Origin of the sequence: Hymenobacter edaphi (assembly GCF_003258365.1) — a bacterium.
GTDB classification, from domain to species: domain Bacteria; phylum Bacteroidota; class Bacteroidia; order Cytophagales; family Hymenobacteraceae; genus Solirubrum; species Solirubrum edaphi.
Genome location: NZ_QHKM01000008.1, coordinates 208,286 through 232,712, shown reverse-complemented (window position 1 = coordinate 232,712; position 24,427 = coordinate 208,286). Strand labels below are relative to the sequence as shown.

15 protein-coding genes and 1 pseudogene are annotated in these 24,427 nt (G+C 65.3%); 10 read left to right on the top strand and 6 right to left on the bottom strand.

Annotated elements, in window-relative coordinates:
• The first annotated feature begins 285 nt into the window (after positions 1 to 285).
• A complete protein-coding gene (locus DLM85_RS26365; RefSeq protein ID WP_111480088.1) occupies positions 286 to 1,497 on the top strand; it encodes a Kelch repeat-containing protein in 1,212 nt (403 codons plus the stop codon).
• Between the two features lie 48 nt (positions 1,498 to 1,545).
• On the opposite strand, the pseudogene DLM85_RS20735 reads toward DLM85_RS26365, so the two are convergent.
• Positions 1,546 to 5,742 (bottom strand): annotated as a pseudogene (locus DLM85_RS20735) (alpha-2-macroglobulin family protein); the annotation flags it as partial.
• 1,475 nt (positions 5,743 to 7,217) lie between these two features.
• Here DLM85_RS20735 and DLM85_RS25155 point away from each other — a divergent pair.
• The 6 genes from DLM85_RS25155 (at position 7,218) to DLM85_RS20705 (ending at position 13,740) form a co-directional block, all read left to right on the top strand.
• Complete coding sequence (locus DLM85_RS25155; RefSeq protein ID WP_133257177.1) at positions 7,218 to 7,550, top strand: hypothetical protein; 333 nt, start codon at positions 7,218 to 7,220, stop codon at positions 7,548 to 7,550.
• 413 nt (positions 7,551 to 7,963) lie between these two features.
• Entirely contained in the window at positions 7,964 to 10,516 is a 2,553-nt protein-coding gene (gene pbpC, locus DLM85_RS20725; RefSeq protein ID WP_111480085.1) for a penicillin-binding protein 1C, read from the top strand.
• Between the two features lie 352 nt (positions 10,517 to 10,868).
• Positions 10,869 to 11,789, top strand: a complete 921-nt coding sequence (locus DLM85_RS20720) for an alpha/beta hydrolase (protein ID WP_111480084.1) — start codon at positions 10,869 to 10,871, stop codon at positions 11,787 to 11,789.
• Positions 11,790 to 12,002: 213 nt separating this feature from the next.
• On the top strand, positions 12,003 to 12,584 hold the full coding sequence (locus tag DLM85_RS20715) for a YMGG-like glycine zipper-containing protein (protein ID WP_111480083.1): 582 nt from the start codon (positions 12,003 to 12,005) through the stop codon (positions 12,582 to 12,584).
• 86 nt (positions 12,585 to 12,670) lie between these two features.
• The gene (locus tag DLM85_RS20710) at positions 12,671 to 13,129 is read left to right on the top strand and encodes a DUF4440 domain-containing protein (protein ID WP_111480082.1); all 459 of its coding nucleotides are present in this window, start codon (positions 12,671 to 12,673) and stop codon (positions 13,127 to 13,129) included.
• 80 nt (positions 13,130 to 13,209) lie between these two features.
• Positions 13,210 to 13,740 carry a hypothetical protein gene (locus tag DLM85_RS20705; RefSeq protein ID WP_111480081.1) on the top strand — a complete coding sequence of 177 codons (531 nt, stop codon included), beginning with the start codon at positions 13,210 to 13,212 and terminating at the stop codon, positions 13,738 to 13,740.
• A 2-nt stretch (positions 13,741 to 13,742) separates the two neighbouring features.
• Here DLM85_RS20705 and DLM85_RS20700 read toward each other — a convergent pair whose 3' ends face one another.
• On the bottom strand, positions 13,743 to 14,150 hold the full coding sequence (locus tag DLM85_RS20700; RefSeq protein WP_111480080.1) for a DUF779 domain-containing protein: 408 nt from the start codon (positions 14,148 to 14,150) through the stop codon (positions 13,743 to 13,745).
• Between the two features lie 352 nt (positions 14,151 to 14,502).
• Positions 14,503 to 16,029, bottom strand: a complete 1,527-nt coding sequence (locus DLM85_RS20695; RefSeq protein ID WP_111480079.1) for an aldehyde dehydrogenase family protein — start codon at positions 16,027 to 16,029, stop codon at positions 14,503 to 14,505.
• 444 nt (positions 16,030 to 16,473) lie between these two features.
• Here DLM85_RS20695 and DLM85_RS20690 point away from each other — a divergent pair, with 444 nt between their 5' ends.
• Both DLM85_RS20690 and DLM85_RS20685 read left to right on the top strand, forming a co-directional pair.
• Positions 16,474 to 17,406 (top strand): AraC family transcriptional regulator, encoded by a 933-nt coding sequence (locus DLM85_RS20690; protein ID WP_111480078.1) that lies wholly within the window; start codon positions 16,474 to 16,476, stop codon positions 17,404 to 17,406.
• A gap of 31 nt (positions 17,407 to 17,437) precedes the next feature.
• Positions 17,438 to 18,034: a DUF416 family protein gene (locus tag DLM85_RS20685; protein WP_111480077.1), complete on the top strand. Its 597-nt coding sequence runs from the start codon at positions 17,438 to 17,440 to the stop codon at positions 18,032 to 18,034.
• 190 nt (positions 18,035 to 18,224) lie between these two features.
• Here the strand turns inward: DLM85_RS20685 and DLM85_RS20680 are convergent, their stop codons facing one another.
• The 3 genes from DLM85_RS20680 to DLM85_RS20670 form a co-directional block, all read right to left on the bottom strand.
• Entirely contained in the window at positions 18,225 to 19,151 is a 927-nt protein-coding gene (locus tag DLM85_RS20680) for a bestrophin family protein (RefSeq protein WP_111480076.1), read from the bottom strand.
• Between the two features lie 70 nt (positions 19,152 to 19,221).
• Positions 19,222 to 19,758, bottom strand: coding sequence for a GreA/GreB family elongation factor (locus DLM85_RS20675; protein WP_111480075.1), 537 nt, complete (start codon positions 19,756 to 19,758; stop codon positions 19,222 to 19,224).
• Between the two features lie 221 nt (positions 19,759 to 19,979).
• On the bottom strand, positions 19,980 to 22,964 hold the full coding sequence (locus DLM85_RS20670) for a glycosyltransferase family 117 protein (protein ID WP_111480074.1): 2,985 nt from the start codon (positions 22,962 to 22,964) through the stop codon (positions 19,980 to 19,982).
• A gap of 158 nt (positions 22,965 to 23,122) precedes the next feature.
• Here DLM85_RS20670 and DLM85_RS20665 point away from each other — a divergent pair, with 158 nt between their 5' ends.
• Positions 23,123 to 24,352: an MFS transporter gene (locus tag DLM85_RS20665; RefSeq protein ID WP_243636078.1), complete on the top strand. Its 1,230-nt coding sequence runs from the start codon at positions 23,123 to 23,125 to the stop codon at positions 24,350 to 24,352.
• Positions 24,353 to 24,427 lie beyond the last annotated feature (75 nt).

Below are 24,427 nucleotides of genomic sequence, written 5' to 3'. Positions count from 1 at the left end.
TTCGCCGCCTGGCCCGCGACTACGAGCGCCTGGCCGTGACCATGCAGCAATTTCATTTTTTCGCCTTTGTCACCTTGCTGCTAGCAAAAGGCGTTTTTAAGGCCACCAGTCCATAACAGGCTCTAGCCGTATTCGACTAATTCGGAATGCCTGGCCCTAAGCCCGAGCAGTCTGTAATTCGTGGTGCCGCCTGTCGCAATCCATACGCTTTTCGGTCTGAAATTATTACCCTATCCTGCTTACTTTTATTGCCTATCCTGTTTAGTAGCTGCTTTTCATCGTCCTATGTCCCGCCTCCCGTTAGCCGTGGCTACGCTACCATTTCTGGCCAGCTGCCACCCCCCTGCGCCCGAACCCGCCCCAACCGAGCAGCTTGCTGCGCCGGGCATATTTCACTTTTATCCTCAGGCCGCCGCGGTAGACGCTACGGTTATGCTCCTCGGCAATGATTTCAGCGCGATGCCGGCCAACAACGTTGTCAAATTCGGTTCCGGCGAGGCCAAGGCCTATTACGTGCGCAAAAGCAGCTACTTTGATACGCTTAAGGTCAAGGTGCCTGGCAATGCCACCAATGGGCCGCTGACCCTCTCGATTTACGGAAAAACAGCCACCGCGGTGCGCCCGTTTTTCCTGACGACGGGCCGCTGGACGCGCAAGGCAGACTTTAACCTTGTTGGTCGTGGTAGCGTGTATGGAACCGGTTTCTATCTGGGCGGCAAAGTTTACACGGTCGTGCCCGGCAACAACGAGCTGTGGGCTTACGACCCGCTTCAGAATGCGTGGAGCCGCAAAGCTCCGCACCCGGTTGGGCCGCTCACCCTCACCACTCACGTAGGAGAGCTGGTAAGCTTCGTGCTCGGCAACGCTGCCTACGTCGGCGTCAGCGTTAGTTCTCCCCCATCCGACCAGTTTCGCTTTTACCGCTACGACCCGGCCACCGACCAGTGGAGCACGCCCAGTTCCGCCCCGTACGTCAGAAGTCGGTCCAGCGCGGTATTTGGCTTCGGCACCAAAGGCTACCTGATCGATACTGGTCCGATGGACGGGCAAAAGGTGATGGAGTACGACCCGCAACTAGGCTTCTGGCGCCGCATTGGCACTTTTCCGGGCCCGGCGCGCACTCTTTCGACGTTTTTTGTCCTCAACGGCAAGGCCTACGTAGGCGGCGGCTCTACGGGCACTTCCTCCGACTTGCTGCTCGACTTCTGGGAATTCTCCCCCCTGACCAACAGTTGGGCGCGTAAAGCCGATTTGCCGCTGAGTACCGAGCGTGCCAACGGCTTTTCCGCCGGGGGCCGGGGCTACCTGATGACCGAATCCCGCCAGTGCTTTGTCTACAACCCGCAAGCTGATACCTGGGCCCGCGAGTCTGATTTCATAGGCTCGTTTATTCCAAGCCCCAGCAACATTAGCTCCCCCGACAAAGGATATCTGGTCTGGGGCTGGGACGCAATCAACTCCAACTATCCCAACTTCTGGGAATTTTCTCCCCGGTAGCACCCGCACCGTGCCCGCGCCGTTGTAGGAGTGGTACTCGGCGTTGTACATGGCGTCGGCACTCACCGGGCCGAGCTTGAAGGTGCCCTTCGACACGGCCCGGGCCAGGTAATAGAAGTGCTTAGGCGCGGCGGTAGCGGTGGTGAAGAGGTTGATCCGGTCGTCGCGTACGTCGAGGTAGTCGGGCGTGGCGGCGTCGGTGGCCCAGGTCAGCTCCCGCACGGCGCCGATGCGCGGGTTTTCGATTTCCAGGCCGGCGGGCAGCAGGTCGGTAATGGCCACGTTGGGCACTTCACCGGCGTAGGTGCCCGCTTGCAGGGTGATTTTGACCACTACGAGGTCGTTCTGGCGGAACTCGGCCCGGCCGACGGGCGCACCGGTGCGGTCCAGGAACTGCCGGCGCACCTGCAGGTACTGGTCTTCCTCGGTGATGCGGCCGGTGGGCGAAATGCCTTCCAGCGTCCAGAAGTAGTAGAGGCTGCCGGTACCGGCCGTTTTCAGGCTGAGGCGGCGGCCCGCGACGTTGTTCACGTTCAAATCCTGCGGGCCTTTGTACTGGCCGAGCACGGCGCCAGTGGCATCGGCCAGGGTGGCCGTGACGGTGGCGTTCTTGTTCTGGCGGGCCACTTTGCCCAGGGCCAGCAGGGCGAAGCTGCGCTCCTGGGTGCTCAGCCAGCCGGCCGATTTCACCTGCCGCGCGAGTTGCCGGGCCATCTGCGCCACCAGCGGGTTCTGGGGGTCGGCGTCGATGAGGGTGTTCAGGGCCAGGGCCAGGTCGCGCACCGGGGAGTAGAACGAGCCGTCGAGGGCGCGGCGGGCGGCGGGCTGGTTGAAGGTGCGCGGCAGCAGCTCGCGGAAGCCCTTGGTTTGGCCCGACAGGGCGCTGGTACTGGCCAGCACGAACCGGGAGTCCTGGGCCAGCAGGCGCTGGTTGGCGCGGTAGTAGTTCAGGGCCACCGGGTCGGGCAGGCCGGCCAGGGCCAGCACGTAGAGCGAGTAGGCGTTTTCCTTTTTGGCAATGGTCTGCTCGCGGGCAATGTTCGAGGCATCGAAGTACTGGTAGGGCTCGGTTTCGCGCTTGCGCACCCGGTACTGCAGGTAGCGCAGGGTTTTGTCGAGGATGCCCTGGTTGACGGCAAAGCCGGCGCGCTTGGCTTCGAGCAGGAAGTGGGCGGCGTAGGCGGTGGCCCACCAGTTGTCGTAGTCGCCGCCGGGCCAGTAGCTGAGGGCGCCGTTGTAGAGCTGCATGCTCTCAATCTTGCGGATGGCCTCCTGCACGTGGTAGTTGGGGTTGTAGCGCTGGGCTTTCTTGGTCTGGCCCAGCGTGGCGGCCAGGTCGGGGTAGTATATCTGCGGGAAGGCCGCCGACACGGTTTGCTCCAGGCAGCCGTAGGGGTACTGCAGCAGGTAGCGCAAGTCCTTGCTGAACTCGGTCATCGGGGAGCGGCTCAGCACCAGCTGGCTGCGCTGCGAAGTCGAGAGGAAGTCGGTGCGTAAGTCCAGCGCCTGCGTCTTGCCGCCCGCCACCGCCCCGCCGCCGGTACGCATCTGCAAGGGCGAGGCCGGACGGACGGGTAGTTCGATGGTTTCGGTGAAGCGTGTTGGTGCACCTGAACGCTCAGGTTGGCCGGGATTCTTTTCCAGTTTGGGTAATGACCCTTGTGTTACGTTCACCCCGATTCGAAGCGCACCATTTCCAGTGGAATTGGCTATCAGGCCAAACGACACGCGTTTTTCTGAATTCGGAGGCAGAACGAGGGTTCGGGCTTCGTATTCAGCGCCTACAATAGGCTCTTTCACGCCAGCTACATCTGGCATTCTTATCTGCCGTTGGCCTACTGTCTTCAACGGGCCAGTGGGATAGGCATCCACTTTCACGGTAAGCTTGCCAGTAGTCGTATTCGTCAGCGTCACGGGCACGTCAATCGTGTCGCCGGGGCTGAGGAAGCGGGGCAGCGCGGTGCTGATGACCACCGGGTCGGCCACGCGCATGGTGTGCTCGGCCGAGCCGAAGGCGTCGCCTCGGTAGGCCACGGCCATCAGGCGCAAAGCCCCGCTGAACTGCGGCACGCGGATTTTGACCAGCACGCGGCCGTTGCCGTCGGCGCGCTTCACGCCGCTCCAGCGGGCCACCAGCTGCACCCGGCGCGAGGGCACGGGCGTGGTGCGGCGGTTCAGGCCGTACCCGTCGCCGCCGCTGCTGCTGGTGCCCAGCTCGGGCAGCAGGAAGGGGTACACGTCGTGGGCCGACACTTCCAGGGCGCGCTTCTGGTAGAAGTAGCCGAAGGGGTCGGGCGTGCGGTAGTTTTTCATCTGCAGGATGCCCTCATCCACCACGGCCAGGGTCACGGCGGCGTTGGGCTTGGTCTGCACTTCCACCGTCTGCCAGGTCTGGGAGCGGCTTTGCGCCACGGCCTTGATGGCCACCGGCAGGCGCGAGTCGGGCTTTTCTACCGTCAAGGGCACGAAGCCCCGGGCCACGGTCAGCGGAATCTTGGAATCAGCGGAAAGCGGGCGGATGGCGGTGGCCGTCACGTACACGTTGGGCACGTGGCCGGCACGGATGGGAATGGTCACCTTGGCCGATTTCTCGTCGGTATCCACGTAGAAGTGATCCAGCACGCGGTTGCGCTCCACCGTCACCAGCACGCGGCCGGGGAAGGGCGTCTTGAGCAGCAGGGTGGCCTTGTCGCCGGGCTGGTACTTGGGCTTGTCGGGCTCAATCTGCACCTGCCCCTCGTTGCTGACCTCAAAGGCGTTGCTCTGGGTGTCGCCGTAGCCGTAGGCGTAGAAGGTCTGGGCCACGTAGGTGGCCGCGCCGGGCCGCATCACCCGCACCTCGTACTCGCCCGAGTACACCGGCGTGTATTCCAGCTGCGCCACCGGCCCGGCCACGATGCCCGTGTTCAGCACCGTCTGTTCCTTGCGCTGGGAGTTGTAGGTGTAGCGCCCGCCCTGGCGCTCCAGCACCGTTTCCCACAGCACCCGCACGATTTGCACCTGGCCCTGGGCGTTCTGGGCGGCCCGGCCCTGGGGCGTAAGGGCCACCACGCGCAGCGGCAGCGCCTGCCGGGTATTCACCAGCTCCGGAATCTGTTGCAGGCCGAACATCACCGACTGGGTCTGCACCTCGAAGGTAGCCAGACGGTTGACCGGGCGGCCGGTTTCGTCGAACACGGTGGCAAAGGCGGTGCCTTCCAGCGTGCCCAGGTCGGCGTAGTCGGGCACTTGGTATTCGGCCGTGGCCCGGCCGGCGGCGTCGGTGCGGGCTTCGCGCACGGCTTTTTCGAAGCGCGAGTTCAGGGAGTTGTCGTCGCCGCTTTCCTCGCCGTAGTAGCGGCGCCGCTCGGTACCGCTGCGGATTGAGAAGTCGTAATCGGGGTAGTCTTTGGGGGTGAAGGGCTTCTGCTTAAGCGAGAATTCCACTTCCACTTTTCTATCCGTGGCGGGCGGGCCGAACAGGTTCCGGGCCAGTACCGCGGCGCGCACCGTCTGGCCCGGCTGCACCGATTTGGGCGCGGCCGTCACGGTGATTTTCAGGCGGTCGGGCATGAATTCCTCCACGCTCACCTGCCGCGAGGTCAGCAGCACGTCGTTGCCGGTCAGCACTTCCATGGTGTAGAGGCCGGTCATCACCGCCGGGGGCAGGATGAACTGGGCCTCGAAGGAGCCGTCTTCCTTGCTCAGGGTGCGCCGGTAGCTGGCGTATTCCTTGCCCGAGGGCAGCAGCAGGCGGATTTTCATGGGCACCGGGCCGGGCAGGCGCCAGTCGTCGGTGCGCACCACGGTATTGGAGCGGATGGTGTCGCCGGGGCGGTACAGGTCCCGGTCGCCGTAGAGAAACGCCTGGTAGTGGGCCGCGTTGCTTTGCAGCCCGCCCACGTCGTAGCGCGAGGTTTCCACCCGGGCGCGTTCGAGTTGCAGGAAAGTGAAGTCCTGCCCGTGCTGCACCATCACCATGTCGAGGCGGAAACGGGAGTTCTGCACGCTGTCGGCCCGCCCGAGCATGGCCACGCCGCCGCTGTTGGTGGCGCCGGTGAACATCACCTGGTTGTTCTGGCTGATAAAGCGCACCGCCGCACCGCCCACCGGCTTGGCCGTGCGCAGCGAATTCACGAACACCATGACCCCGCCGTTCAGGTCGCGCTTCACCACCACGCCCAGGTCCGACACGGCCACCAGCTTCGACACCTGCAGCCAGGTGCGCTCCGTGTCTTGTACCCGCACCACGTACAGGCCCTTCATCTGGGAGCCGAATTCCAGCTCATCCAGCGAGAGGTGCAGCAGGCGCAGGGCCCCGGCCTTGGGCAGGCCCGAGGTGGTGTAGGTACGCTCCGTGAGCAGGTTGCCGAAGTCCTCGGTGTTGTAGTAGCGGTAGCTGCGGTCCACGTACTCGCCGTCCTCGTAGTTGCTTTCCTCGCCGCCTTCTTCGTCGCTCGACTCGTAGCCGTACTGCTCGCCGGCGCGCAGCATTTCGCGGATGTTGTTGGCGTACACCTTGTAGATGCTCACCTTGACCTTGTCGACCTCGTTGAGCCGCAGCCCGAGGTTGCGCAGCCCCTGCGCCCCGAGGTACATGGCCTTTTCGCCGCCCGAGGCAAAGCTGATGCTGGGCCGCTCGTCGCCGAAGGACACGGCCTGGCTGAACGGCTCGGTAATCTGCCCGCCCAGGCTGCCGTAGCCGCCCGAGTTCAGGCTGACGGTGTAGGTCTTGCCCACCTCGAAGCCGCCGCGCAGCACGAAGCCGCTTTCCAGCGACTCCACCGAAAACGGCACCGTGGGCGCCACCCGCACCACCGCCTGGGCCTGCTCGGCCGATATCGGTTGGTCGGTGAGCACCGTTACCACCGGCTCGCCGTTGAGCAAAGAGCCGATCAGCTCGCGCACCTGCAGCTGGCGCGGGTCGGGCACCGGGGCCGAGGCCTCCAGCTTGCCGGCCGTGCCCTTGCCCCCGCCCACGGGCTTGAGGCCGGGTTCCACGTGCAGCTCCACCGTGCTGCCCGGCGCCAGCGGCTGCGTGGGCCGGATGCCCACCACCCGGTCGGGCTCGGCCGATATCACCTCGAAGGCCACGGGCTGCCCGCCCGAAGTCAGGCGGAGGCGGCTGCGCAGGTCGGCGGGGCGCACGTTGTAGTTGAACACCGCGTTCAGCCGGGCCTGCGGCTCCGAGCCGGCCCCGCTGGCCGTCCAGAACACCTGCGGCTCGCTCATGCGCAGGTAGGGCGTGTGGAAGTTGGTGCGGCTGATTTTGGCTTTCTGCTTGCCGCTGGGCAAAGCCTCGGGCCGCACTTCGGCCCGGAAGGCCGTGCTGGGCCGAAACGGCTCGGCCGGCGAAAACACCAGCTCCCGGTCCGAAGCCCACTTAAACCTGCCCCGCACCGCCGGCTCGAAGCGCACCACCTGCGTGGTGTCCCAGCGGTTGAGCTGGTTTTCCGTGGCCACCGCCTCGTCGAAGCGGAAGACTACGTTTTCGTAGGGGTCGATTTCCTCGCCGTCGGCGGCATCAGCAGTAGATTGGTCGTCGGCGCCGGGCTTGGAACAGGCGCACAGCAAGGCCAGCAACACCAGCAGCGGCAGGCGGAGCAGTTGGTTGGGGGTCATGAAGGAATAGGGTAGATAGGTGGCGGCAGGGGCGGGAAAGGTAGAGAAACCGGTTCAGATAGAGCACGAACCAGGGTAGCTTTGTCGGTAAACTTTCGTTCTTAAACAGCAAGCATAATATGAGCCAAGTAACCAATCTGATAATCACGTTGGCGGCAGGTGAGGATATCGACAGGGCAGTCACCGGGTTGCACAAATTTGAACACCATGGCTACCCTTTCGTTATCAAATCAGTTGATGATGATGCGCTACCTAGAGGCTGGTATGGCGGGTCAAAGTATTTAGAGGCCAACCTATTAATTGGCGCTTATAACAACCTTGACCTTAGGAGGCTAATAAATCACATGCGCAATATGCATTGGGACAGCCCGGAGGATGTTCAAGTAATATTTAAGGAGCCCCATGACTTTAAATTCAAGCTGCGGGATGTATTTCCAGAGCTTGAAGAATAAATGGCCGTTTATTATAGCTCCCCCGTTCGAGTCGCTCATAGCGGATTCGCGAACGATGTAGCGGCAACCGACGAGACGCATACTTGCGTCGCTACACCGTTCAGGAAACCGCTGTATAGTTGCGGTTTATTGTTGGTCCTCAACACCCATCCGCCGGTCCGACCTGCTCAAACATCTCACCCTACGCTGAAATCCGGCAGCTATGCAGCGGCCCCCACGCCCGGCTTAACACTCCCCGCCCCGAACGCAACGCCTCGCAGCCTCTGCCCAACGCTTCGCAAGCGCGGCCCAACGCCTTGCGCACCCGGCCGAGCACGTCGCAGCTTGAACCGCATGCGTTGCTGCCTTCCCACAGCCATTACCCCCGTAGGCCGCATCTCATCGGCCTGCCCCCGCATACGTATCTTGCGGGTATGAATCGGCGCCGCGGGCTACCGCTTTTGCTCGGAAGTGGACTGCTGCTCCTGCTGCTGGCGGGGCTCGACCGCCTGTTTCCGCTGCCCCCGCCCCCGCCCGCCTCGCCGGTGGTGCTGGCCGCCGACGGCTCGGTGCTGCACGCCTACCTCTCGCCCGACCAGAAGTGGCGCCTGCCTACCGGCCTGCCCGACATTTCGCCCACCCTGCGCCGGGCCCTGGTGGCCAAGGAAGACCGGTGGTTTTACTGGCACCCCGGCATCAACCCCGTAGCCCTGCTGCAGGCCGCCGGGCGCAACGCCCTGGGCCGCGGCCGGCGCACCGGGGCCAGCACCATCACCATGCAGGTGGCCCGGCTGCTGGAGCCCAAGGAGCGCACCGTGGGCGGCAAGCTGCAGGAGATGCTGCGCGCTTTGCAGCTCGAAGCGCACTACTCCAAGGCCGAAATCCTGCAGCTCTATCTGAACCTGGTGCCCTACGGCTCCAACGTGGAGGGCGTCAAATCGGCTGCGCTGCTCTACTACGGCCAGCCCCCGCACTACCTCTCGCTGGCCCAAACGGTCACGCTCACCATCGTGCCGAACAATCCCACCGGCCTGGCGCCCGGCCGCCACAACGCGGCCCTGCTCACGGCGCGCAACCGCTGGCTGCGCCGCCTGGGTAGTGAAGGCGTCTTCCCACAGAAGGATATCGACAACGCCCTGCAGGAGCCGCTGCTGGCCCGCCGCCGCCCCGCCCCGCGCCTGGCCCCGCACTTCGCCCGCCGCTTGGTGCAGGACTACTACGCCCACCGGCCGCGTCAGAACTCCCCCTCGCTGTTGGAGCAGGGCGCCGGCGTGCAGTCGACGCTGGTACGCCCGGCCCAGGCCAAGGCCGAAGACCTGACGCGCCAGTACGTGCGCCGCCTCGCGCCGCTGGGCATCAGCCAGGCCGCCGTGCTCGTCGTCGACAACCGCACCCACGCCGTGCAGGCCTACGTGGGCTCGGCCGATTTCCTAGACGGGGCGCACCAGGGCCAGGTCGACGGCATCCGGGCCGTCCGCTCGCCGGGCAGCACGCTCAAGCCGTTTCTCTACGCCGTGGCCCTGGACCGCGGCCTCGTCACGCCCAAGCGCGTGCTGCCCGACGTGCCCACCAATTTCGGCGGCTTCCGGCCCGAAAACTTCGACAAGCACTGCCAGGGCGAAGTGACGCTGGAACGCGCCCTGGCCTATTCGCTCAACATTCCCGCCGTGCACGTGCTGCAGCAGGTGGGCGTGGGCGACTTCACCGGCCAGCTGCGCCGCGCCGGCTTCCGCACGGTGGCCCGGCAGGCCCCGCAGCTCGGCCTGAGCACCATCCTGGGCGGCTGCGGCACCACCCTGGAAGAATTAGTCGGGCTCTACTCGGCCCTGGCCAATGGCGGCCTATATGCCCCCCTGCGCTGGACTCAGCCCTCATCGAAAAGCCCCAACGAGCCACACGCATTAGCTGCCAACGCAAAACCGAACAACGAGCCGCCCGCCAGCAGAGCTGCGCGGCGCGAGCGGAGCAGCCCCGCGTCGTTGCTGACGTCCGGCTCCCCCGAAGAAATGCTTGATGCGCATTTCCCTCTTCGGAGAGGAGGCCGGCCCCGGAGGGGTCCCGTGAGGCGCCCGGAGCGGGGAGCAGCGGCTGAAACCCGCCTCGTTTCCGAGTCCGCCGCCTACCTCGTCACCGACATCCTCTCCCAGCTGGTGCGCCCCGATTTGCCGGTGGGCCACGAAAACGCCCTGCGCCTGCCCCACATTGCCTGGAAAACCGGTACCAGCTACGGCCGCCGCGACGCCTGGAGCATCGGCTACAACCGCCACTATACCATCGGGGTGTGGGTGGGCAACTTCACCGGCCAGGGCGCCCCCGCCCTCACCGGCACCGACGTGGCCACCCCGCTGCTCTTCGACCTCTTCAACGCCCTCACCTACAACGACGGCGCCGAGTGGTACGCCCCGCCCGCCGGCCTCGATTTCCGCCTCGTGTGCCCCGTCACGGGCCAGGTGCCCGGCGAGCATTGCCCCGATCAGATCATGGACTACTTCCTGCCCGGCATTTCCGACGTGCGCCGCTGCGAGCATCAGCAGGCGGTGTTCGTGGCGGCCGACGGCTCGGTGAGCTACTGCCGCGCCTGCCTGCCCGCCGCCGGCTACCGCCGCGTGCTCTACCCCAACTTCACGCCCGAGGTGCTGGCCTTCAAAGCCGCCCAGGGCCTGCCCCACGCCCTGCGCCCCCCGCACAACCCCGCCTGCACCCTCGTCCGCACCGACGACACCGGCACCCAGGCCCCGCGCATCCTCTCCCCCACCCCCAATGCCGAATACGCCCTGGAACGCGGCAGCTCCCAGCAGCTGCAATTGCGCTGCGCCGCCTGGAGCGACGTGCGCCGGGTGTACTGGTACGCCAACGACCAGTTCGTGCAAGCTGCCGCCCCCACCGACGCCGTGTTCATCCGCCCCGCGGCCGGCCCGCTGAAGATTTCCTGCGCCGACGACCACGGCCGCAACACCGACGTGCAGGTGCTGGTAGAACGGCTGTAGAGACGCGGATTGGCTGCGCCTTCCTTTGGTTCGCGTCGCAGTCGGTGCTGCCGTTGCTGATGATACAACTTCGATTGCCGATGCGGAGCTTGCCAACACCCAAGCCACCTCGGCGGTGTGGGCAGCAACCGGGAAAATGAGTTTAGGCGCTTTTTGGCCGTCCTGCTGAGCCCCGCGAAGCATCTCTACCGCTTTGTTCGCCCGAAATCGTTCGGTAGAGACGCTTCGCGGGGCTCAGCAGGACGTTCTGTTGGGTTTACTGTCCATACCCAGGCCAAACCGCCGCGACAGTCGGTGGCCGTGCCGCCGGACGCGCTGCCGTGTATCTTCGGCGACTAACTCTTCTCCGACCATGCGCCAGCTTGTCGTTTCCCTGTTCGTGCTCTTGACTTCCGCTTCCTCCCTCTCGGCTCAGGCCGTCGAGCCGCTCTACTCGGGCACCATTCCCAACTCCAAGCCCAGCGAGGTGAAGGAAACCAACGTGACCTTGGCCAACGGCGGCGTGCGCATTTCCAACGTGGTGCAGCCCACCCTGACGGTGTTTCGCGCCCCTAAGGACAAGGCCAACGGCACGGCCGTCGTCGTGTGCCCGGGCGGCGGGTACGCCCGCCTCTCCATCGACCACGAAGGCTACGACGTGGCCAAGCGCCTGAACGAGCTGGGCATTACGGCCTTCGTGCTGAAGTACCGCCTGCCCAACGACCAGAGCCAGCCCGACAAAGCCACCGCCCCGCTGCTCGACGCCCAGCAGGCCCTGCGCCTGGTGCGCCAACGCGCCAAGGACTACGGCATCGACCCGGCCCGCGTGGGCCTGTTGGGCTTTTCGGCCGGCGGGCACCTGGCCAGCACCGCCGGCACCCATTTCGCCCAGCCCCTCGGCGACGACAAATCCGGCACCTCCGTGCGCCCCGACTTCCTGGTGCTGCTCTACCCCGTCATCAGCTTCTCCGACAGCCTGATGCACGCCGGCTCGCGCACCAACCTGCTGGGCGCCAACCCCGCGGCCGAACAAGTGCGGCTGTACTCCAACGAGCTACAGGTGACGGCCCAGACGCCGCCCACCTTCCTGGTGCACGCCCAGGACGACAAAACGGTGAAAGTGCAAAACAGCCTGCGCTTCTACGAGGCCTGCCTGCACCACCGCGTGCCGGTGGAAATGCACCTCTACCCGCAGGGCGGCCACGGCTTCGGGCTCAACAACAAGACCACCAAAGACCAGTGGTTTGAGCGCCTGCAGAATTGGCTGGACGCGGGCGGCTGGCTGCGCCGGTAATTTTTTTCAGTCATGCAAAAAGCGCCGTAAAACTAGTTTCGAGGCGCTTTTTTGCTTCTAACCTCAGCCATTACAGGGCCGGTGCAACCTTCCGTTGGCGAGGTCAGTTAAGGGCTCTGTGTCCGTTCTTGGCACGGTGCTTGCAAAACCCCAGTCAGAACCAGGAAACAAAGTTGAGTCTGATTCTTCGGAATCCTAACCTGAAACCCAGCCATGAAAAAGCTCCCGTATATCTTCAGCCTGCTGCTCGCCGTTGTTATTCTAATGCAATCGGCCGCGGCTCAAGCGCAGAGCAAAGTAAGCCCGCAAGCTAAAGGTGCCATCATCGGTGGCCTGGGCGGTGCCGCCGCCGGTGCCATCATCAACAAGAAAAACCGCGTGGTAGGCGGGGCCGTGGGTGCCGCCGCGGGTGCCGGTACCGGTTACATGATCGGCCGCAACATCCAGAACCGCAAAAAGGCCGAAGCCGCCGAGGCTGCCCGCGTAGCCGCCGCCAACCGTGCTGCCCGCGCCGAGCGCAACGCCGCCGCCGCCCGCGCCGAGCGCAATGCCCTGGCCCGCCGCGCCGAAGCCGCCGAGCGCAAAGTAGCCCTGGCCCAGACTCAGCCGCAGCCCCAGGTGCTGCAGCAGCAGGCCCTGCAGCCCACCGCCATGGCCACCGGCTTTGCCGCCGCCTCGGCCCCGGGCATGATGTACAACAACAGCTCGATGGCCGGCGCTTACCTGCCCAACAACTCCTACGGCGACCGGTCGACCCCCTACGCTTCGTCGGAAGTACGCCGGAAAAGCTGGTAATTCGCCTCGCCGCGAAGCGCCCCCGAAAACCCAGGCCTTCGGGCCTGGGTTTTCGCTTTCCTCACCTCTCCAACCAAAACCGTCCCATGAAAGCATTTGCAGCCATTCTGCTGGCTTCCGCCCTGGCCGCGGCGTGCACCAAAACCGCCGAAACGCCCGCCGTCAACGTGCAGACCCTCGATCAGCAGTTCATCACGGCCTGGAACTCGCGCAACGCCATTCAGCTCGACACCCTGCTGGCCGACGACGTGCACTTCCTGCAGGGCGAGGCCCACTACCAGGGCAAGTCGGAAGTCTCGGATAAGTGGATCCGCGCCACGATGGGCACCATCGAAAACCTGCGCCTGAACGTGGCCAGCTCCATGAACGACGACAAAACCGCCTACGAGGGCGGCACCTACTCGGTCGACGTGCTGCCCGCCGGGCCCGGCCAGCCCAGCGGCGTCGGCGAAGGCAACTTCGTGCTGATCTGGAAAAAGAATCCCAAAGGCCTCTGGAAGCTCGGCTACGCCCAGCTCGAAGGCCTGCCGGTGCGGGCCCGTTAGTGGCCTGTTCATCCGAAAATCAAACGCCCCGGCAGTCGGTGACTGCCGGGGCGTTTGATTTTACAGCCTACCTTCCTGCCATGTATACCGCCATAGCCGGACAGTTCGAAACTGAAGAAGCCGCCGCGCAATTCGCCGCGGCCGTGCAAGAAATCTGCCAGCTTTACGGGTATCAGGTCATCGTCAATAACCCTGATTTTGATTACGAAGTCAGCGAAGGCGTGCGCGTTTTTCAGGAAAAGATGGGCCTGAACCTACTGCTCTGCCTGAACTACCCCGCGCACCGCCGGATCAAGGTTTCGTCGGACCTGATTTATCTGGAGTTGGGCTACCAACGCGAACCAAAGTACGCTGGCAAGGAAGCAAACTTTGCCGCGTGCATCCTCCGGGTAAACTCATTGCCCACGCCTAATCCTATAAAGCTGTATTATCTTTTTTCGTTTGAGTGGCCCAAAGACCGATATATCCGGCTGAAAACGGGTTCAGCCGCCCAGCTAATAACTTACCTAGAAGCCAACGGCTGGTATTGGGCCGAAAGCCTGTACGACGTTGCGCATGGCACGTATCATCTTGAGTTGGATACGCCGCTGGTATTCCAGATTACCCGCTGAGCTTACGCCTCCTGCGGGTACTCTTCCCCGTCGTACACCGGCGCGAGGTGCTGCTCTTCGGCTTCGGTAAACAGCCGGGAGCGAATCAGAAAGCGCACGCCCAGCGGAATTTCCAGCGAGAAGCTGGCCCCGCGGCCCTTGGTCACGTCGATGGTGAGCTGGGTGTGCTGCCAGTACGCAAACTGCGCGGCGCTCATGAAAAAGTCGCAGCCGTGAATGCGGCCCAGCCATACGTCGTTCGTGCTGACGCGAAACTCGCCCTTGGGAAAGCACATGGGCGACGACCCATCGCAGCAGCCGCCGCTTTGGTGAAACATCAGCGGGCCGTGCTCTTCGCGCAGCACGTCGATGGTGGCCTCGGCGGCCGGGGTGACGAGCACGCGGGGCGTGGGTTCGGGTGAAGCAGTCATGAGGTTCGGGTGGGGTTGAGGCGGATTGAAGAGTCGACCAGCATTGCTGGCAGCCGGCTAATTGGTGCGGGCCGATACCAACCGGCCGCGCCGACGCTGCCAGAAGCAACGGGCGCGGCCGGCGGCGGCACGACAAAGCACGGCGGCGGGCGAGAATTACCGGCCAAGCCGGGCGCGTCCCCACGGAGTTTCATGCGCGCCCAGCCCGGACCGGTAGCAGCGCGCCCCCACGCGCTGAATGGGGAGTTGTGAACTAGTGAACTGGTGAGTGTCGTGCTGCTGGCGCGAAATGCGCGGTACTGCGCCTTCCGGCCATCAAACTCACTATTTCACCAGCTCACCATTTCACCGCCTAGAAAAAGCCCAGCTTCTGCTGGCTGTAGCTGATGAGCATGTTCTTGTTCTGGCGGTAGTGGTTGAGCATCATCTTGTGATTCTCGCGGCCAAAACCGGACTTGTGGTAGCCACCGAAGGGCGCGTGGGCCGGGTAGTGGTGGTAGCAGTTGACCCACACACGGCCGGCCTCGATGGCACGCGGCACCTGGTACAGCTCGTGGGCGTCGCGCGTCCAGACGCCGGCGCCGAGGCCGTAGAGCGTGTCGTTGGCAATGCTGATGGCTTCCTCGGTGGTTTTGAAGGTCGTCACCGACACCACTGGGCCGAAGATTTCCTCCTGGAAGATGCGCATCTTGTTGTGGCCGCGGAACAGCGTGGGCTGGATGTAGTAGCCCTCGGCCAGGGCGCCGTCTTCCTGCGAGTAGGCGTCGCCGCCGGCTAGTACTTCGGCCCCTTCGGCCTTGCCGATTTCCAGGTAGCTCAGGATTTTCTCGAACTGGTCGTTGGAGGCCTGGGCGCCCATCATGGTTTCCTTGTCGAGCGGGTTGCCGAGCTTGATGGCCTTCACGCGGGCCACTACGCGCTCGATGAACTCGTCGTAGATGTCTTCGTGCACCAGCATGCGCGAGGGGCAGGTGCACACCTCGCCCTGGTTCAGGGCAAACATCACGGCGCCCTCGATGCACTTGTCGAGGAAGTCATCGTCGGCGTCCATCACCGATTTGAAGAAGATGTTCGGCGACTTGCCGCCCAGCTCCAGCGTCACCGGAATGATGTTTTCGGCCGCGTACTGCATGATGAGGCGGCCGGTGGTCGTCTCGCCGGTAAAGGCCACTTTGGCAATGCGCGGCGAGCTGGCCAGCGGCTTGCCGGCTTCCAGCCCGAAGCCGTTGACCACGTTCAGCACCCCGGCGGGCACCACTTCCTGAATCAATTCCATGAGCACCATGATGCTGGTGGGCGTCTGCTCGGCGGGCTTCACCACCACGCAGCAGCCGGCGGCCAGCGCGGGCGCAATTTTCCAGGTAGCCATCAGCAGCGGGAAGTTCCACGGAATGATCTGGCCCACCACGCCGATGGGCTCGTGCACGTTCAACGACACGGTCGTCTCGTCCAGCTCGGCCACCGAGCCTTCTTCGGCCCGGATGACGCCGGCGAAGTAGCGGAAGTGGTCGACGGCCAGCGGCAGGTCGGCGGCCAGGCACTCGCGCACGGCTTTGCCGTTTTCCACGCACTCCACGGCCGCCAGGTGCTCCAGGTTTTTCTCGATGACGTCGGCAATCTTCAGCAGCACGTTGCTGCGCGTGGTGGCCGAGGCGTGCTTCCAGGTCTTAAACGCCTCGTGGGCCGCATCCAGGGCCAGCTCGATGTCTTCCTTGGTCGAGCGGGCCACTTTACAGAACACCTTGCCGTCGATGGGCGAGAGGTTGTCGAAGTACTGGCCCTTGACCGGGGCCACCCACTTGCCGCCGATGAAGTTGTCGTAGTGGTCCTTGAACTGGGGGCGGGCGACGAGGGTGCTGGTTCTTTCTAGCGTTTCCATGCGGATGGGAAGTGTTGTGGTTTTTGGGTAGCCCAATCTCCCCCTATTCTCCGCCGAACTGCTGCACTATTGTCGCAACAACCTCTCCGATTGTCGCAAGTTGGTGAGGACTCGCTCACCCCCGGCATTTTCGTTCGATCCAGACGAGCGAAAGCGCCTATATTGCGGAGCTTGCCCCGGAATAAAAAGAACGTCATGTCGAGCGCAGCCGCTACATCTCGCGTGCTTCGTCGAACAACGAAAAAGGACTTCATGCTGAGCCGAAGGCGAAGCATTTCTACCGCTTCGTCAGATACTATTCAACGAAGTGGTAGAGATGCTTCGCCTTCGGCTCTGCATGACGTTCAAAAGGCCTACTCTTGTCCAAACCAAGCAGCCTGCGGCTGAGTTGTTTATCTTTATAAAGTATCCCGCTCCTCGTTTCTGGCTTTGCCCCCCCGCCCCATGAGCCAACGTCTGCTGCCCACGCCCATTGCCCTGCGCCGCGAAGCGGATTTGACCACGCTGGTCGAAAACCGCACGGTGTACTCGCTCAACGCCTTTGAGCTGAACATCTTCGAGACGCACCAGCAGGCTGCCCGCGTGCCGCTGAGCATGGGCGCCCTGGTGCTGACCACCATGCTGCGCGGCAAAAAGGTGATGCACCTGCCCGGCCGCGAGGCTTTCGACTACCTGCCGGGCGAGTCCGTCATCGTGGGCGAGCAGCAGACCATGGTCATCGACTTCCCGGAGGCCGACGCCGAAAACCCAACCCAGTGCCTGGCGGTGGCCATTCCGGCCGACACCATCCGCGGTACCATCGATATGCTGAACGAGCGGTACCCGCGGGTGGAAGCGCACACGCCCTGGCAGCTCGACGATGAGGCCTACGCCCACCTGCACAACACGCCCGAGCTGACGGGCACCCTGGAGCGCATCATCCGCGTCTCGCAGGAAGACACGGCCGCCAAGGACGTGCTGGCCGGCTTCACCCTGCAGGAGTTGCTGGTGCGCCTGATGCAGACCCAGGCCCGCAAGCTCATCTTCGACAACTACGCCCAGCACCTGACGGCCCACCGCTTCGCCCACGTAGTGCAGTTCATCAAGCGCAACCTGGCCGAGCCGCTGCCGGTGGACAAGCTCAGCGAGCTGGCCTGCATGAGCAAGGCCACGTTTTTCCGCCTATTCAAGCGCGAATTCGGCCTCACGCCAGTGGAATTCATCATTCAGGAGCGGCTGAAGGAGGCCAAGCGCCTGCTGCGCCAGCCGCTGAGCACCGTAGCCGAAGTGTGCTACCGCACGGGCTTCAACAACCCGGCCTACTTCCAGAAGCTGTTTCGCAAGCACGAGGGCCTCACGCCGGGGCTGTACAAGAAACAGCAAACGGCTCTGGGCTGAGCGGCCGCGCATTCCGGGCTAGCTTTGCGGCATGGCCGACGACCTCGAAACCCTGATCTACAGCTTATCCGACCGGCAGAAAGCCGTGTTTGCGGGCCTCGTGTGCGAGCGGCTGCTGCCGCAGTACGAGACGTTTTGTCGGGCAGAAAACTGGGGTAGCCCGGCCGTGTACGAGCGCGGCGTGGAGCTGCTCTACAACTCCGGCTTGGGCGAGTTTCACGCCGCCGAAGCCGCTGCGCTGCTGGAAAAGCTGGACTTCGTCACGCCGGGGCTGCAGGACTTCCGCGGCCCGCTGACGGCCTACGCGCTGGATGCCTGCATCAGCCTGCACGAGGCCCTGCAGTTTCTGGCCGATAAGCAGGAAAGCCACATCAGCCACTGCGCCACGGCCACGCTCGACAGCGTGGAAATGTTCGTGCAGGACTACCGGCAGCTCAACCCCGACCAGCGCGGCTTCGAGGCCGCCGTGGCCGCCGACCCCTTCATGCAAGCCGAAGTAGCCCGGCAGCACCGCCTGCTCGACGCCCTGCTCAGCCTCCACGAGTTCGACGCGGCCAGCATCCACCAGCTGCGCCGGCTCAACGGCAGCGGCAGCATCGTGGATCTGGCGCGGCTGCCTCAGAGCTAACGTCTGTCCTCCTGACGAAGCCAAGGCCCTCCCTGGCGCCACCGCCCCAGTCCAGGCACCAACGCTTTTCTGGTGGGCGCAACAAAGCAGAAGCGCAGCCACTGACGTCAAGGCGTTGGCGGCTGCGCTTCGTGGCTGGTGCTGGGTTCTTCCTTCGTCAGGATGGCGGGCTTTTCACTCCTTTACCGGCTTAGAACACCAGGCTGTACGGGGCGTCGGCAATGGCTTTTTTCTCTTCGTCCAGCGCCACGCCCAGGATTTCGTGCACGTTCACGCGGATGCGGTTGGCCATCTGGGTCAGCGGCAGGTCGTTGCTGTCCTTGCCGAAGGGGTCCTCGATTTCGTCGCCAATCATTTCCACGCCCAGCAGGGCAAAGGCGCCGAACATGGTGATGGGCACCATGAAGTAGCCGTAGGTGGCGAGCAGCACCAGCGGCATTACCACCAGAAACACCGAAATGAAGGCCTTGATAAAGAAGCTGTAGGAAAACGGAATAGGCGTTTTCTGAATCCGCTCACAGGCGCCCGCCACGTCCAGCAGCACCTCGTGGTGACGCTGAATGGCCAGCAGGTGAATGGGCAGGATCAGCTCCTGCCGCAGCAGCTCCTCGTAGAATTCCTGCAGAGTGGCCGCCAGCAACGACGGCACGTGCCCCGACTGCCGCAGCGCCTCCATCATGTCGGGGCCGAGGTCTTCCAGCTTCTCGAAGCGCACGCCGCCGCGCAGGTGCCCGTCGAGGGCCATCGGGAAGTTGGACAGCAGCTTGGCGAGGTGAAAGCGGTTCACCTGGTCGGTGGCGGGCAGGCGCGCGTGCAGCAGCACGGCCAGGTTGCGGCAGTTATTGACGAGCTGCCCCCACAGCCGGCGGCCTTCCCAGAACCGGTCGTAGGCGGTGTTGGTGCGGAAGGCCAGCAGCAAGCTCAGCAGAATGCCCAGCAAGGAGAAATACTGCGGATCGACGGTGAACTTGACGTCCATCACCCCGCGCCCCAGAATGGCCACGGCCAGGCCGTAGAGGCCCAGCAGCAGCACGCGCCGCAGCAGCTTGCGGATGATGGCCGATTTGTGCAGGTGGCGGAAGGCGTCCCACCAGTCACTGGATTTGTACACAATCATGGGCAGCGAGGGGCCATCAGCGGCCCCGGACCGCAAAGCTACACCCCGGCCCAAAACTTCGCCGCCCCGGCTAGTCGCCCTCGTAGCTGATGCGGACCACCTCCACTGTCTCCGGCTGCGGCCCCAGGCGCAGCGCCACCGTCTGGCCCAGCCTGGCGCCCAGCACCGCCCGGGCAATGGGCGCCACAAACGCCACCCGGCCCTCGGCCACCGCCGCCTCATCGACGCCCACGATGGTGAAGCGCCGCTCGGGTACAGCTTTGCCTCCGGGCTTCGCGCCGCCCACCGGGCGCAGCGTTACGGTGGCGCCGAAGCGCACTTCCTCGGCGGGCTGCTGGCGCGGGTCCACCACGCGGGCGCTGGCAATGCGGGCGGCGAGCTGGCTAAGCTGGCCGTTGAGCAAGCTCAGCTGCCGGGTGCGGTCGGTGTCGTTGGCGCGGTCGGCCTCGGCCTGGCTGCGGGTGGCTTCGAGGGCCGCCAGCTCGGCGCGCAGCTGCTCCAGCCCGCGGGGCGTCACGTAGTTGGGCGTATTGGGGGGCAGGGCGGCGCGGGGCGGAATGATGGGCGGCGCCTGCGAATCGTCTTCTTTTACAAATCCTCGGCTCATGGCTACACAAACGCAGCCGGACGGCGACGGTTTGCGCTGCGAGCGGGACAGCCTGCTGGTTATGTCGCCCTGCCGCTCGGAGTGAAACCCTACTCCCAAAAAAGAACGGGAGTGTTCCAGCTGGTGAAACACTGCCGCATCATTCGAGCTATCGTGTTCCAGTTTGTGGAACCCCATGCGGTTTCAAAAATCCGCCACAGGCCACGGCCAATGCTGTGCGCTTACGACCTCGGCACGTACTGCTCCAGCAGCCCCACGATGCGCTGCGCCCGCGCGGTATCGTTGGTGTCGGCGGCGGCCTGGTAGAGCCGACTGAGCATGACCGCGTTGACCTGGATTTCGCGCTCGAACCGGGCCGGCTCGTGCGAACCGTAGTAGGCCAGGTTCTGCTGGGCGCGGTTGGTGAGCAAGTCCATCAGGCGCCGGGCCCGCGGGGCTTCGCCGGCGGCGGCCAGCGGGGCCAGCAGGTCGGCGGTACTGTAGTCGAAGGGCACGGTATCGTCGGGCATCACGCGCAGGCAGCGGTCGACCACCTGCCGGGCCTTGGCCGGGTTGCCGTCGTGGTAATAGGCCTGGGCGAGGCGGGCAAACTGCTCGCGGTAGGCACCCACGATGCGGCGCTGCGACTCGTCGTAGTACACGCGCGGGTTGGTCAGGTTGCGGTAGCTGAATTTGCGCATCAGCGAGTCGAAGAGCAGCTCGCGGGCCACGTAGCCGATTTCGCCGCGCTGCTCGGCCTGGGGCGCGGGGTTTTGCAAGGGCAGCACGCGGTAGGCCAGGCCTTCGAGCTGCATATACGGCTCCAGCCCGGCGTACTCGCTCGGCGACATATAGGCCGAGAAGTACACCGGCCGCTGCCAGTTGTTGGCGGCCAGGATGTCGAGCAGGGCCAGCTCTTTCTTCTCCAGGTAGCCCCCGGCGCCGGCCTGCCACTGCATGCGGGCCGTGAGGTGGCCGCGGCGCTCGGCGGGCACCAGGCCGGCGCGGCGCACGGCGGCCGTGTCCACGTCGAGGAAAAACCGGCGCGTGGGAAAGCTCAGCAGCGAGCGGCCGTTCTGCGCCTGCACCTGCAGCAGGGGCGAGTTTTGCCGCACCAGCTGCACAAACTGCCGCGCATCGACGGCGGCCACGGCCGGGTTGGGCACCAGCGGCAGGTAGTCGTTGGTGCCCTGGGTGTAGTCGGGGTGGCGCAGGGTCATGGGCAGGCCCGCCGAGGCGCCCATGCGCTGCTGCAGCTGGTCGATGTGCCAGTCCGTGTTCAGGTACGGCGACACGGCAATGCGCACGTCGGGGCGGATGCCTTCCACCTGCTGGGCGTACCAGAGCGGGAAGGTGTCGTTGTCGCCGGCCGTGATGAGCAGCGCGTTCGGGGCCACGCTGTTGAGCATGTTCCGGGCCCAGTCCAAGGCCAGGGTGCGGTCGGTGCGGTTGTGGTCGTCCCAGCCCTGGGCGGCCATCAGCGCGGGCACCGCCAGGCCCAGCGCCGCGACAACGGCCACGCGCAGGCGCTCCTGCCGCAGCACGGCGCGCAGGGCCGCGTGCAGCCCCAGCACGCCCAGCCCGATCCAGATGGCAAAGGCGTAAAACGAGCCGACGAAGGTGTAGTCCCGCTCGCGCGGCTCCAGGGGCGGCTGGTTCAGGTACAGCACGATGGCCACGCCCGTCAGGCCGAAGAGCAGGGCCACCACGGCGGCGCGGCGCCCGTCGCGGCGCAGCTGGAAGACGAGGCCCACGAGGCCCAGCAGCAGCGGCAGGGCGAAGTAGTTGTTGCGGGCGCGGTTGTCGGCCAGGTGCGCGGGCAGGCCGCTGGCGGTTTCGGTGGGCCAGAGCACGCCGGCCTGTTGCACGTCGGAGTCGCGGCCGACGAAGTTCCAGAGAAAGTAGCGCCAGTACATGTGGCCGAGCTGGTAGCGCACGAGGAAGCCGAGGTTGTCGGCCATGGTGGGGCGCTGCCCGGGCTGCACGTTGGTCCACTTTTGGTACTCGCGCAGGTGGCCGGGCTGGGTGCTGTAGAGGCGCGGCAGCAGCATCTTGTCTTCGGCGGCGTACTCGCTCACCAGCTTCTGCTCCACCACTTCGTAGCGGCCGTTGCGGCGCTCGTAGCGCGGGGCACCGTCGGTCTGGGCCACCGGCTGGGCGTTGAACTGCGGGCCGTAGAACAGCGGCCGGTCGCCGTACTGCTCCCGCTTCAGGTAGCTCACGAACGACAGCACGTCCTCGGGGTTGTTTTCGTCGATGAGCGGGTTGAAGCCCGAGCGGATGGGCACGATGAGGTAGGTGGAGTAGCCGATCAGCACAAACGCGAGGCTGAGCAGGCCGGTGTGCAGCAGGTGCTGCTGCCGGCGCGCGGCGGTGCGCAGCCCGTACGCCAGCCCGCCGGCCAGCAGCAGCCCAAAGAGGACCACGCCGGAGTTGTAAGGCAGCCCCAGCACGTTGACGCAGAAGATTTCCAGCGTGCCCGCCACCGAGGGCAGCCCGGGAATGACGCCCAGCAGAATCGTGAGCACGGCGGCGCCGCTGCCCACCAGCGTCAGCAGCAGGCCGCGCGTGGTGGGCGCGGCCGGGCGGCGGAAGTAGTAAATCAGCCCCAGCGCGGGCAGGGCCAGCAAGTTCAGCAGGTGCACCCCGATGCTCAGCCCGATGACGTAGGCTATCAGAATCAGCCATTTAGCCGCATCGGGCGCTTCGGCGCGCCGCTCCCACTGCAGCATCAGCCACAGCACCAGCGCCGTGCCCAGGCTCGACATGGCGTACACCTCGGCCTCCACGGCGTTGAACCAGAACGAATCGGAAAAGGCGAAGGCCAGGGCGCCCACGGCTCCGGCGCTCAGCAGCAGCGCGGCCTGGCGGCCGGTGGGCTCGGCGGCGCGGGTGGCCGCGCCCAGCACCAGCGGGCGGGCCAGCAGGGTGATGCTCCCGAACAGCAACAGCACCGTAAAGGCGCTGCTCAGGGCCGAAAGCAGGTTGACGAGCACCGGCACCCGGCTGGCCTCGCCCAGGCTCAGCAGCGCGGCCAGCCGGCCCAGCAGCAGGAAGGTGGGCGCGCCAGGCGGGTGCGGCACCTGCAGCTTGTCGGCGCTGGCAATGAACTCGCCGCAGTCCCAGAAGCTCACGGTGGGCTCCAGGGTGAGGCCGTACGTGGCCAGGGCCGTGGCGAAGACCAGGGCGCCGGCGAGGGTATGAAGGCGGGAATAAGAGTAGCGCATGGGCCGAAAGCGGGTAAGGACGTCCGATGGGGCCAGATGCAGCGGCGCGGTGAAGGGTTGCCTGCCGGGTTGCCACCTCGCCGAAATTCCCGGCCAACCATCCACCACGAAATACGGTTTACCGCAGGCCGCCTTCTTCCCTTCTTGCTCTCGTACTCATGGAAAAAGCGCCGCGCTCCGCGGAATTAACCGAATCAACTGTCGCTTCCTCTTCTCCCCTGCCGCCCGCCCTGGTCTGGCTGATGTCCGTGACCTGCGCGCTGGTGGTGGCCAACATCTACTACAATCAGCCGCTGCTGGGCGAAATCGGGCGCACTTTCGGCAAAACTGAAAGCCAGGCCAGCCTGGTGGCTACCGTCACGCAGCTGGGCTATACGCTGTGCATGCTGCTCATCGTGCCCCTGGGCGACAAGCTCGAACGCAAGGGCCTGATCCTGCTGATGCAGCTCGGGGCGGCCCTGTGCATGGCCGCCGCGGCCTGGGCGCCCTCGTTTGGAGTACTGCTCGGGGCCAGCCTGCTCATCGGGGTGTGCTCGGCGGTGCCGCAATTGCTGCTGCCCATGGCCGCGCACCTGGCCCCGTCCGCCGACCGCGGCCGCATCGTGGGCCAGATCATGAGCGGGCTACTCATCGGCATTCTGCTCTCGCGCACCGTCAGCGGCTACGTGGGGGCGCACCTGGGCTGGCGCACGGTGTTCGGCGGCGGCGCGGCCGTGATGGTGCTGCTGGGCGCCGTGCTGGCCTGGCGCCTGCCCCGCGACCAGCCCGCCTTCCGCGGCACCTACGCCTCGCTGATGACCTCGCTGCTGACCCTGGCCCGCACCTTGCCGCTGCTGCGCCGCTCGGCGCTGATCGGCGGCTTCATGTTTGCCGGCTTTAGCGTGTTCTGGACCACCCTCGTGTTTCTGCTCGAAGGCCCGCCCTTCCACTACGGCGCCGACGTCGCGGGCTTTTTCGGCCTGATCGGGGCCGTGGGGGCCCTGGCCGCGCCCCTGGCCGGCCGCACCGCCGACACGCGCGGCCCCGACTTCGCCATTCGCATCGGCGTGGGGCTGGCGGTGCTGGCCTACGGCATCCTGTTTTTGGGCAGCACCGCCCTGGCCGCGCTGGTGGTGGGCGTCATCCTGCTCGACGTGGGCGTGCAGGCCACCCACATTGCCAACCAGACGCGCATTTTTGCCCTGATTCCGGAAGCCCGCAGCCGCCTCAACACCGTCTACATGACGGCCTACTTCATCGGCGGGGCGGCCGGCTCGCTCGTCGGCGGCTGGGCCTGGACGCACGCCCGCTGGCCCGGCGTGTGCGCCGCCGGCCTGGGCTTCGTGGCGCTGGCCTTTTTGGTCAGCCGCTTCTACGCCCGCGGCACCGACAGCGCCCCGGCCGCCTAGGCGCCGCTCGGAACCTGGCCGAAGGTGAGATGGAAAAGCCCCGCGTCGACTGGTTTCGACGCGGGGCTTTTCGCG

Coding starts and splice junctions, on each gene's coding strand:
- DLM85_RS26365 (WP_111480088.1), top strand. CDS start 286: ATGTCCCGCCTCCCGTTAGCCGTGGCTACGCTACCATTTCTGGCCAGC.
- DLM85_RS25155 (WP_133257177.1), top strand. CDS start 7,218: ATGAGCCAAGTAACCAATCTGATAATCACGTTGGCGGCAGGTGAGGAT.
- pbpC (WP_111480085.1), top strand. CDS start 7,964: ATGAATCGGCGCCGCGGGCTACCGCTTTTGCTCGGAAGTGGACTGCTG.
- DLM85_RS20720 (WP_111480084.1), top strand. CDS start 10,869: ATGCGCCAGCTTGTCGTTTCCCTGTTCGTGCTCTTGACTTCCGCTTCC.
- DLM85_RS20715 (WP_111480083.1), top strand. CDS start 12,003: ATGAAAAAGCTCCCGTATATCTTCAGCCTGCTGCTCGCCGTTGTTATT.
- DLM85_RS20710 (WP_111480082.1), top strand. CDS start 12,671: ATGAAAGCATTTGCAGCCATTCTGCTGGCTTCCGCCCTGGCCGCGGCG.
- DLM85_RS20705 (WP_111480081.1), top strand. CDS start 13,210: ATGTATACCGCCATAGCCGGACAGTTCGAAACTGAAGAAGCCGCCGCG.
- DLM85_RS20700 (WP_111480080.1), bottom strand. CDS start 14,150: ATGACTGCTTCACCCGAACCCACGCCCCGCGTGCTCGTCACCCCGGCC.
- DLM85_RS20695 (WP_111480079.1), bottom strand. CDS start 16,029: ATGGAAACGCTAGAAAGAACCAGCACCCTCGTCGCCCGCCCCCAGTTC.
- DLM85_RS20690 (WP_111480078.1), top strand. CDS start 16,474: ATGAGCCAACGTCTGCTGCCCACGCCCATTGCCCTGCGCCGCGAAGCG.
- DLM85_RS20685 (WP_111480077.1), top strand. CDS start 17,438: ATGGCCGACGACCTCGAAACCCTGATCTACAGCTTATCCGACCGGCAG.
- DLM85_RS20680 (WP_111480076.1), bottom strand. CDS start 19,151: ATGATTGTGTACAAATCCAGTGACTGGTGGGACGCCTTCCGCCACCTG.
- DLM85_RS20675 (WP_111480075.1), bottom strand. CDS start 19,758: ATGAGCCGAGGATTTGTAAAAGAAGACGATTCGCAGGCGCCGCCCATC.
- DLM85_RS20670 (WP_111480074.1), bottom strand. CDS start 22,964: ATGCGCTACTCTTATTCCCGCCTTCATACCCTCGCCGGCGCCCTGGTC.
- DLM85_RS20665 (WP_243636078.1), top strand. CDS start 23,123: ATGGAAAAAGCGCCGCGCTCCGCGGAATTAACCGAATCAACTGTCGCT.